The sequence below is a fragment of the Paenibacillus sp. GQ49 genome (assembly GCF_059759055.1).
The window spans coordinates 176,826-188,439 of the sequence record NZ_JCAXEL010000013.1; the positions used below are offsets into that span (position 1 = coordinate 176,826).

General features: G+C 46.5%; 6 protein-coding genes. 2 read left to right on the forward strand and 4 right to left on the reverse strand.

The features are described from left to right. Positions 1–129: 129 nt before the first annotated feature. Together AC6CIF_RS21450 and AC6CIF_RS21455 are read right to left on the reverse strand one after the other, a co-directional pair. Entirely contained in the window at positions 130–1,644 is a 1,515-nt protein-coding gene (locus AC6CIF_RS21450; protein WP_498201467.1) for a response regulator, read from the reverse strand. Between the two features lies 1 nt (position 1,645). Beyond that, the gene (locus AC6CIF_RS21455) at positions 1,646–3,475 is read right to left on the reverse strand and encodes a sensor histidine kinase (RefSeq protein WP_498201468.1); all 1,830 of its coding nucleotides are present in this window, start codon (positions 3,473–3,475) and stop codon (positions 1,646–1,648) included. A gap of 441 nt (positions 3,476–3,916) precedes the next feature. Here AC6CIF_RS21455 and AC6CIF_RS21460 point away from each other — a divergent pair, with 441 nt between their 5' ends. Continuing rightward, complete coding sequence (locus AC6CIF_RS21460) at positions 3,917–6,691, forward strand: endo-beta-N-acetylglucosaminidase (RefSeq protein ID WP_498201469.1); 2,775 nt, start codon at positions 3,917–3,919, stop codon at positions 6,689–6,691. Between the two features lie 141 nt (positions 6,692–6,832). On the opposite strand, the gene AC6CIF_RS21465 is transcribed toward AC6CIF_RS21460, so the two are convergent. Further along, on the reverse strand, positions 6,833–8,410 hold the full coding sequence (locus tag AC6CIF_RS21465) for a class I adenylate-forming enzyme family protein (RefSeq protein ID WP_498201470.1): 1,578 nt from the start codon (positions 8,408–8,410) through the stop codon (positions 6,833–6,835). A 723-nt stretch (positions 8,411–9,133) separates the two neighbouring features. Between AC6CIF_RS21465 and AC6CIF_RS21470 the strand changes: the two genes are divergently transcribed. Next, on the forward strand, positions 9,134–10,780 hold the full coding sequence (locus AC6CIF_RS21470; protein ID WP_498201471.1) for an RNA polymerase sigma factor: 1,647 nt from the start codon (positions 9,134–9,136) through the stop codon (positions 10,778–10,780). A 219-nt stretch (positions 10,781–10,999) separates the two neighbouring features. Here AC6CIF_RS21470 and AC6CIF_RS21475 read toward each other — a convergent pair whose 3' ends face one another. Further along, positions 11,000–11,509: a helix-turn-helix domain-containing protein gene (locus AC6CIF_RS21475; RefSeq protein ID WP_498201472.1), complete on the reverse strand. Its 510-nt coding sequence runs from the start codon at positions 11,507–11,509 to the stop codon at positions 11,000–11,002. Between the last annotated feature and the right edge of the window lie 105 nt (positions 11,510–11,614).

Sequence of the window (11,614 nt, forward strand, 5' to 3'; positions counted from 1 at the left end):
TTTAATTAAATCGCTTACATGAAAAAGACATGCCGGGTAACGTATGCCATGATTTTCATCCATGCCATTCCTGTTCCCGATATGTCTCTTGGCTCTCTGTCCGCATGGTTGGATCTACCCGTCACCGAATTAACCAAACACCTTGAAATCCGTCGGTGAAATGCCCACATATTTGCGGAACTGTTTATAGAAATACCCCGTCTCCCAATACCCCACATTTCGTGCAATCTCCTGTACCTTCAGATTGGAATTGCGTAGTTGCTCCTTTGCACGTTCAATCCGGTATTTGTTGATATATTCGGCAAATGTCTCTCCGGTCTCCTTATGGAACAATTGTCCCAAATACACCGGATGCAGATGATAGTGGGCACCCAATAGCTTCAAGGAGAGCTCTTCTGCGTAGTGTTTGTCGATATGCTGAAGCACCTGGTTCACAATCGGATTCTTCAGATCCTGCAATAGGGATTGGATCGTCTGCGATCCAACCTGCTGAAGTGCCCGAACGAGCTCATCAAAAGTACCACTGTCCAGTACAAGTTGAAGCCCTTGTTGGTATATGGCAGACTCATCCGAGTGTTTGATGCTCTCCAGTTCCATTTTGAAGCGAATCACAACTTCCAATGCGGTATTCTGTAACTCCCCAGGTGTAAGCCCATCGCGATGCTGTTCAAAATCCATGCGAATCCGGTCGGCAAGTTGTTCTGTATTGCGGGACAGAATGAGTTTGGCGTACTCCCTCCAATCAATGAAAAAGGTCGCCGTTGAATTTCCGCACCTTTCCAGCATGGCATGGTCGATGACTTTAAGCTCGGGATAAATCATCACATACTGGAGTGCTTTTTTGGCCTCGGCATAACTGGTCGGCGCATGGTATAACCCTTTCATCAATCTGCCTGCTCCAATGCGTGCCGCCGGATGGGTTACGGTTATCGCATCAGATAATGCCTGCAGGCCATCCATTAACTTCTGTTCCTCGTCACTCGTACCCTGAATATTGGCAATAATGACGATGTCTCCATCGATATCATGAAATACGTTCAGATGGCGTCTGTCTCTAAGCATCCCCTCGACGCGTTCAAACATGCCAGCTGTCTGCCCTTTGTCCCGCAAGACGGCCACAGCAACGTAAGGTGCGTCTAGCGAAAGGTTCATAAACTGGGCACGTTCTTCAAATTCGGTAGCTGCAATCTGTCCCGTAAGCCACCGATGAAGAATATTATCTTTCAGAATCTGAATGCCATACGCATCATCGGCTTGAGGTGACACCATATGGTCCAGTTTGGACGCTGTGTTGCTCAGCGTGGATTCCAGTTCCTCCACATTAATCGGTTTGAGCAGGTAGTTTTCGATCCCCAGCTGCATGCCTTCCTTCAGATATTCGAACTCATTGAAACCACTGAGGATAATGACCTTAAGCTCAGGTTGCACTCGCCTTGCTTCCCGAATCAGATCGAGACCATTCATGAGTGGCATGGATATATCCGTAATCAGAATGTCCACAGGCTGAGAAGAGAGTGCATCTAAAGCCGCCTGCCCATTGCCCGCATGATTAACAATTTCCATTCCAAATGAAGACCAATCCACAATATCGTATAAGCCTTCAATGATGAACGGCTCATCGTCCACAATAAACACCTTGTACATGTTAAACACCTGTCCCTTCTGTATGTGGATAACGCACCCTGATCCGTGTTCCTTCTCCGAGGGTGCTCTCTATGGTGATACCGAACTCTGGCCCATACAGGAAGCGCAATCGACTATGAACACTGCGCAGCCCGAACATCTGACCAGACTCTTCAGGACGTTCCAGTTCTTCAAGGATTTCCGTCAGGCGTGCCGGATCAATGCCTTTGCCATTATCTTTGACTTCCACTTGCACCACATCATCTGTCTCTTCCACAACAATCGATAATCGGTTATCCGAACGTTCTGTCTGAATGCCGTGTACGACATAATTCTCAATGATGGGTTGAAGCGAAAGTTTCACCACCGGGTGTTGATAATAAGCAGCGTCGATCTGGATCGTATATATAAAAATATCCTTGTAGCGGATTCGGAATAACTCCAGATACAAGCGGCAAGCTTCCATCTCATCCTTCAGCGTATAGTTCTTCTTCTGCTGGACCAGGCTCTTGAACAAAACGGATAGGCTGTAAATCATTTCGCCGACGTCTCTCGCCCCCTGGGATATGGCCCTCATCCGAATCACTTCAAGTGTATTGTAGAGAAAGTGAGGATTGATACGCGCCTGTAATGCAACCAGCTCGGTCTCCTTCTGTTTGATCTCGGCTTTGTAGACCCGTTCAATGTACAGATTCAGCTCATCCAGCATATCGTTGAAGCTATGTGAGATCTGCCCCAGTTCATCATCACGCGGATCGTCGATGCGAGCCGTCAAGTTGCCATATTTCACTTTTTGGGTGAAGCGAATAATTCGACGGGTTCGTTTGGCAAAGTTAATAATGAAAAATGCCGGAACCAGCACAGCAAATAAAATACATACAATACTGATCGAGATGATGGTATTGCGAATGCCCGCATAGGTTTCAGCCATCTCTTCTACCGGAACGGTGCCAATGACCACATAACCCTGATCCGCGGAGACAAACTTGTTCACATACATGTTCTGCTCCTTTTTCATCGAATCCATATCCGTCTGATCAAACAGAGAATCGGCCACATTCACATAGGGGTACTGCTTGCCATAATAATGGTTGTTGGAGTCAAACAGGACTGTGCCTTTGGCCGATAACACCACGATTTCTCCCTTGAGATTACTCTCATAGTTATCCAGTGCGTTGCCGATTCCCTCCGAGTCAAAGAAGACAAGAAACTGGCCCAGATTACGAAGGGTCTGTGTATTGTTAATCGGTACGCGGATGGAGTAGAGCGCAGGGTCCCATTGATTAATCTCTTTGCGTATCCAGTAATTGGGTGCACTGATATTGGGCGTTTCCATCGCCATCACGTCCGGAATATAGGAATGAGCCACATTGGCGTCCAGCTTGCGGAACTGCTTGTGTTGATTAAAGGTAGACAGATCCTGCTGCTCAGCGCTATATAACATCAGTTGGTTAATCTGCGAATTACGATCCATAATGTTCTGAAAATGTTTCAACACATCGGCCGAATAGTCATCCTGATTGGCATAGTATCCATTGGTCATGTGCTGTACATATTCAGCGTAGGAGTGATTCATCAGATACGTAATGTTGGCGGAGAGCGCCTCATTCTGATGCATGTCCCTCACCATGTTTTGTACCGATTCATACTGCTGATGAATGTACCGATCCACATGTTCCATCGCCGCTTTCTGGATTGCCAGTTCCCGGCGAATCGTGGAGTCGGACACCGACAGGAAGATGATATAAGACAATGTAATGATCGTGACAATGGATATCATCGAGAAGATCAGTAGCATTTTCATAAACATATTATTTTTGAAGAAATTATTGTAAACGCTAACAATTTTCAAGTCGCATGTTCCCTCCGATGCTGTTTTCCTGACTATATAAGTAGAACTAAAGATTATTAACACTGACACTACGATGACAGAATAACCTTCCAATCGCTGTTATCCCCAGATTTCTTTGATTCCCATTTTCTAAGGGGAAAATCCGGTGATAGCATATGCTTCCGATGCAGTTTTCTTTCAGAAAGCTTTTAGGCGAACGCTTCGCTTTTTCAGGTTTCTTCTGTCCTCTCCGTTATCGTGTAAAAAATTAGTTCAACTTATATAGAATTATATCATTAGGCTTCTGACATTAACTTGTCACTTGCAACTTTTCTTTAGTTTATATCTGTGTTTCTTTAATTTCACCCTATTTAAAAACGCTTTCATCCACTATCGTTAACCATAAGTTTAGCTTTGTGTAAAAGAATACCTTACATTCATTCCACTTGAAGGAGGAACAGCATGACACGCAAACTCAAAGCAAAAGGCATCATTCCCAAGGTAACCGCCATGGTCCTTACTACGGCTCTGCTTGGACAAGTTGTTGCATCATCCGTTTATGCAGGAGACACACTCCCTTACACCGGTGAAAGTGCCAAAGGGGTGAATCAACCCTATCAACACGGGTACACCTCGGCCCAGATTCTGAACTGGACACCGGAAAGTGATATCCATGGTGATCTCCTTCGTGCCCATGTTCCCTTGCAGCCCCGTAATGAAGCGTTCGCTGCCACACAGGCTTATCCTGAGCTTAGCCCGGACACCCAACTGTTCACAATGAGTGGTGATTACGGCAATGCATTCTTCGATAGCACACCTTATACCAATGAATTCAGCCAGTATCTATTTAATTATTGGCAATATACAGACTACTACAGCTATTGGCACGGCATGGCCTCTGCGGGCGTACCTGAGGAGCTGTATGACCCGAGTAAGGAATGGACGGAGAAATACTTCGAGTTTGGTATTTTAAACATTCCGAATCCAGCCTACACCAATGCAGCCCACAAAAATGGCGTTAAGTCCATTGCTAACATCTTTTTCTCAGACAATGACCGTGGACCACAAACCTATAAACAAATGCTGGTCCAGGATGAAAACGGTAATTTCCCTGTGGCCGAGAAACTGGCCGAGATGGCAGAATACTACAACTACGATGGATATTTCTTCAATCAGGAAGAGGTTGCCCGGGGTGTTGCCCCTGAGGATATCGCTTCCTACAAGAAATTCATGAAATATCTAAGAGATAAAGGCCTGTACGTTCAGTGGTATGATTCCACCATCAATACAACAGGCAAGATTCAATACCAGAACCAATTCAATGGACTCAATAGCCCGTTTGTGCAGGATTCCGTTCTCGGCAGAGTCTCGGATTCCATCTTCCTGAACTATGTATGGAACCACAAGATGCTCCGCGATTCCCGCGACCATGCTCTCAGCCTGGGACTGGATCCACTGGAAACTGTATTTGCTGGTGTTGAAGGTGGTCATGACAAATTCGGCCGCTGGAAGCAATCCTATGACCTGCGCCATAACCTGGATGAGAACGGTCAACCCATGAACAGCATCGCGACACTGGGTGCCGACTTCACCCACAACGCCCTGGATGAAGAGATGGGCGATGGCAGCACCAATCACCGAGCTGAGGATGAGTACCAGTGGATGACCTTTGTACGTGATCGTGCGTGGTGGTCTGGTCCAAATCAAGACCCGACAGATGCACGTCGTAATGCTTCTGCCGATCTGTCGGATGTGTATGCTTCTGGAGCTAACTGGGATGGGATTGCCGCTTATCTTACCGAGAGATCCGTCATCAACGGCTCCAATTTTGCGACAAGTTTTAATACAGGTCACGGTCTGAAATATTATGAAGACGGCGCCGTCTCGAACGATAAAGAATGGTCGAATATCAACATTCAGGATATCCCTGTCACTTGGCAATGGTGGATGGATAGTAAAGGTGACAAGCTCAGTGTTGATTTTGACTATGGTCCAACCTACGAGAAAGGCGCGAGGTACAACTATGACTCCATTGGCGCGTTTAATGGCGGCAGCTCTCTCGTGGTGAACGGTACACTGAACGCGGACAACTTCCTTCGCTTGTACAAGACCGACCTGTCCGTCAACGTGCAATCGAAACTGGAGCTGACGTATAACAAACCGTCCACCAGCGACACTTCTTCCCTGCATGTTGGGCTGATCTTCGAAGATGATCCATCCAACGTGGTCAATGTGGAAGTGCCTCAGTCAGGCCAGCATACGGAAGGCTGGAAGACAACTTCGCTGGATTTGAGCTCCTATCATGGAAAAACCATTGCCGCTATGGGGTTATCTTTTGACCCGAATGGCAAAGCGATTGAGAATTACCAGATGAATATTGGCGAGATCCGCATTTCCGACGGTTCAGCGGCTGTACCGGATGCACCGACCGGATTCCATAATGCCAAAGCACTGACCAACACCGATGAACTGGTTGTCGCATGGGACATGAAGGACTATTCAGAGGTCAAACAATACAATTTATATGAAAATGGCGCCTATGTAGGCGGTGTGTATGATTCCACTTTTTATATCAAATCGCTAAAACAGCCGTCTGGTGAACTGTCCATTCGTGCGGTTGGTGCAGATGGTACCGAGAGTGAAGCAACCGTCCTGCCTTACGATCTGAATGCAGCCGTTCAGAATATAGATGTGAAATTCAAAAAGAATGGCGACGCTATTGTAAGCTGGAAAAACCCGAAAAAAGCGAAAGATTCGGGCAAAGGTAAAAGCAATGAGTCTATTCAACTAACACTACAAACCGAATACACAAAAGAACCTTTCACCAAGTCACTTCAGGTTAAAAAAGGAAAACAATCTGCCGTCCTGACCGGACTTCCGACCAACGGTGAGCATTACGTGCTGAACATCGCCATTGGCGGGCAGAACCCGGTAACCCATACCGGACAGCTCGCAGATCTTCAGATTACACCATACGCCAAGGAAAAGGTCACGGTAAAAGATGGAAAGTATACACTTTCCCTCCCGGATCTGGAGGATTGGTACAAGATCTATGTATATGAAAATGGGGTGGCGCGCGAGTTCGGAGTCACTTACGTTTCGCAGAAATTCCCGTATATCATTCGGGGAAGAACAAAGCTGAGTGAACTGACCTTCACGCCAGCGTCCAGCAGCAGCTCTTTGAAGCTGGTCATTGAGGATTATGCGGGCAATCAGGCCGCTACGATTTTGAGATAATACTGCAAAGTATTTTTTGTGTACACCAGCATAACAGTAATGAAAACAAACAGCCCTTCACTTCCAAAAGGAAGTTGAAGGGCTGTTCTTGTTGATCTAACAATAAATATTCTGCCCAACAGCTATTAAACAGCTTTCCCGTTAGCATAGTCCTTCGGATAAAATTGAGGATAGATGCTTGCGCAACTTCTTTTTGTCTATTTTATCCACGGCTGTTCTCGGCAAAGTATCCACAATGAACAGTTGAGTTGGCCATTTGTACGGAGCAAGGTGTGGCTCACAAAACGCCCGCATCCGCGTCAGATCCATACTTTCACCATCCTGTAACACTATGAAAGCGACGAGTTCCTCTCCTTCGTCAGGAAGAGAATGTCCGATTACGGCCGCCTCGCTTACCGACTCATGGGTCACAATAACATGCTCCACTTCGGCGCAAAACACATTGGAACCGCCCACAATAACCATATCCTTCAAGCGATCAAACACATAAAGGTAACCTTCGGCATCCAGACAACCGACATCCCCAGTTCGAATCCAGCCATCGGACATGGTCTCGGCAGTAGCCTCCAACTGGCGCCAATACCCCAGCATGGTCTGTGCACCCCGAACAACGATTTCTCCAGCCTCGCCCGTAACTGTCTCACTTCCGTCCGTATCTAATATCCGAACTTCGAAGGCCTGCTCACCTTGGGCAGCCAAGTCAGCAGGACGACCTACGGATCGAAGGCGAGGAGGATCGCCCATATGCTGAGCAGGAAAAAGGCGGCTTATGGACATTCCACATTCCGCTTGTGAGTAGTTGTTCACAATGATAACTTCAGGAAATTGCGATACGACCTCCTGTAGTGTATCCGGAGAAATAATGGACCCTCCGCAGCCAATAAGCGATAGACTCTTCAAGTTTCTACCTCCTACGGATGCCTCGCGGGTAAGATCACAAAGCAGTTGGCCTACTGTGCTGAGTTGTGTAATCTGATCACGTTCAATAGCTTCCATAATGCGGTGTACATCCGCTGGGTATTCGTCTAGAAATACAAGACAGCCTCCGGCAGCCATGGTCGCCCACAGCTGGAATTGACCCACCAGATGGGATAGGTTGAGCACTAACACACGACGCCTGAGATCATGACCGAAGCCTCCAGAAGGCGTAAGTTGATTCCAAGCAGCCATACCACGATGCGAATGCATGACCCCTTTTGGCCGACCAGTTGTCCCACCCGTATAAATCAGGACTGCCGTATCGTCTACACTTCGTTTGAAATGGTCTTTTGGAGAGAACGCGGGTTCCTGCTGTAAAAGAGCAGCGAGCGAACTGCTAATCGTCCCTTCTTCGTCTGTCGTGAATAGTTTTGGACAATACCCAAGAAGCTTTACCGTGGCAATAGCTGCTTTAGCATGTTGGTCATCATGAATAACCATATGTGGTTCTGCATCCTGAAATATGGCAGCGAGTTCAGGTACTGTTAGCATAGGAGAAGGAACGAGTGGTATAGCACCGATCCCAACTGCTGCATAAAACGCAACAACGAGCTGGGGATCTGGATCACCTAAAAGGGCAAATCGATCACCGGCCCGGAGACCTTCAACATATAGGGCATGACTGAGTCTTGCAACCAGACCGTAAAGCTCCCCATAACTCATCGTTTGCCCATTTCGCATTAAAGCAGGTTCTTCAGGGTACAGACTTGCTGCAATTGGCAATCGTTCGGATAGAAGCAAGCAATTACCCCCAACATTTAAATTTCCATTTCTCCGTTAAGAAAACTATGGAATAAAAAGAGAGTAGCATATATCTGGAATAATAAGTAATCACCATCCCCTATTAAACTCATAAATCCTGCTGATATTACAGTTCTGCCAACAGACGATCCTGCCATTTACCCTACTTGCTAACTTTTTTAGGTAGTCCCAATTGGGCTGTTTTTTAAACTGATTTACAATTATGGAGGTAGCCCTTAAGGGCTTTTTTTGTCCGTATTTTCTAGGGTATACACTTTCCCTAAAGGTTACCAAAAAGGATCGTTAGCATTTTGGCAACGATCCCTATTGTCATCCGTTAGTTTAATGAACCTCAATTATGCATTTGAATAATTAATCGAAACCACTCCTGGTTAACTACGGAACGAAAGATTACCCCAAGTACCCAAAGAAGAACTTCGGCTCCTGCTCCTAGTTTGTATCCTCCCATAGTTGAACGGAAAAGAAGTATCTTTATATACTAAAAGTGAGGCCTTTACATCTAAAGTAATCTTCAACTTGTTTAACAAAAAAGTCATAACGTCTCTTTAACCATTTAAGTGACCTACTCATGATGTTTGTAATTATACATATATGAGCGATCCGGTAGGACGTCCAATTTTTTTAAAAATAATCCCAACCTTTATTTCGCCTGGCACACTATATAATTGTCAGGAATTACAGATGCAACTATGGAGGCAAAAAATGGACTCAATTGGTACAAACGGAAAAGAAGCGGCGGAAGCGATTCGGAGCTATGTCAAACCGATTTTCGGTTTTGCGTTAAACCGGGTCAAGCAGCGGGCCGAGGCGGAGGATCTGGCTCAGGAGATTATGCTGCAGTTGTTGAAATCCTTCTCTGGGGTGCGGGACATTAGAAGCCTTGACGCTTACGTCTGGACGGTTGCACGATACACTTGGGTGAATTGGTTGAAAAAGCGTGCGCACGCTCCCCAAGCGATCGAAATCAACGGCATGTCCGAACTGTCGACCGCCCCTTCCCGAGAGCCGCTTGACCGGTTGCTGGTAACCGAAGCTTACCGCGAGCTGCGCCGAGAAGTCGCGTTTCTGTCCGACATCCATCGCCGGATCGTGGTCATGCATTACTACGACGAGCTTAAAATCGGCGATATCGCGATTGCTCTGAACATTCCTGTAGGCACGGTGAAGTGGCATTTGAGCGAGGCCAAAAAGAAGTTACGGAAAGGGATGAAACGTATGCGTGCAACAGGAACTTTAAGTGTCAATCCGGTCAGCATGGGGGAAATGGGCCATTCCGGTTCGGCCGGCAGCCTGGGCGAAACCAACGATTTTCTTGGACGCGCCTTGGCGCAAAATATCGTTTACGCGGCTTATCATAAGGCGCGTACCATACATCAAATCGCGGAAGAGCTCGGAATGCCGCCGTCTTTGCTGGAAGGCGAAGTCCGGCACCTGGCCGATTACAATTTTCTCATCCAAACCTCTCCCGGCAAATATCAAAGCAATACCATCGTCTGGGACCTCTTCGAGTTAGCCGTAGCTGGTCATCAATTCTGGCAAGATTGCGCCGCCGAAGTGGCCGATGTTCATTTCGACGCGTTAATGGAAGTTCGCCGGCAAGTCGAGGATAGCGGAGTGTACGTTCCGGACGGCGACTATAACTTCCTGCTCTGGACCTTGCTGCCCAAGAACGTCGAGGAGCAATCTTGGCGGAGCATGCCGGCGGGCGACAACTTCGATGCGGTCGCACCAATGCGAAAGGACGGAGGTCAGTATATTGCCTATGCGGCGTTGAACACGAGCAGCAATGCCGATCCGGGTTTTGATTTGAGTAGTTACATCACCTTCGGTCCGTCGCTCCGCTACGTCGAAGAAAGCCCCTTATACTTGTGGCAATTCAATACGTACTGGAGTGACCGCCAGGTGGATTGGCGTTCCCTGGAATACCGGAATGTCGAGATTTGTCATGCGTTCCAACAAGGAGAACTGCCCGACAACGAAGAGAACAGTGAGCAATATTCGTTCCTGCTGGAGAAGGGGTACATCCGCAAGACGGAGGAGGGGTACAAGTTCAATGCGGTCTGGATCGACTCTCCGCAAACGTTGGATCGGTTGAACAAGGCAATGCCGGATTTGTCCGCTCTGTATGCCCCTGCTGTCGGCAAGCTCTACGATAAAATGCTCAAGCTGTTCCTGCAAAATCAGCCGAAGCATTTGGAGCCGCAGCTTGCTTACATGGTGAGAGGCAACACCGGCGGAGGCCGACTTATCGCTTATATTTTGAAGCATTTAATCGATAACGGGAAGTTGAAACCGCCGTTGCCGCACCAGCAGAAGACGATTTCAACCTGGATGGGGCCGGTCAAGTAAGTCGGTTCGGAAATGTATACGAAGAATAGTCGTTCCCGGACGGTGGCCGTTTTTACACAAAACTCTGTCTGTCCAACGAAGTGATTAGGACATCGCTATTTCACAAGGCCCCCTCCTGAACGTATGGAAATGATTAAAAACTACCCATGACGCATGTGCGTCATGGGTAGTTTTTAATCGCAATCATATAACGTTTCCCGTTAGCTTAATACTCAAACTTTATGGTTCTATATTTTCAGTACCTTTAGAAAAGCGAAAGGTTACCTCTAAATTACTATCCCCTCTAATTTCATCTATAGTTTTTGAAATCATATGGGAGTACCTCTGATATAACCAGTCTGTGGCAAACTGATCTTGACCTGAAATAATGAGGGTGTTGTCAATTTGAATTGCTGTAGCACTTGTAAACCACCTATCAAAGCTTGGCTGAGAGATTTGGTCTTTTATTTTTTTTAGAACTGACTTCCAAATGTCATTCTTGTTATTAAGTATATTCGTTCTAGTTGCATGAGCATCATTCTCTTCTTGAGTTAGGAAATAATCTACGGTATTATTAAAAATCTTGGATAATCGAACTAATATATCAATATCAGGTAAACAATCACCTCTCTCCCACTTTGAAACAGCCTGATGACTAACTTTTAAAACCTCACCAAGTTGTGTTTGCGTCATGGATAACTCTTTACGGTTTCTTGCTATGATCTCCCCGACCCTCTTAATATTTATCATTGTTTCACCTCCTACAATGAATATTAGTTCAGGAACTTATTTATGTACATCTAATTGTGGTTGAAACCCTCTTCAAATTGCAACTCATAGTTTCATTAAACTATC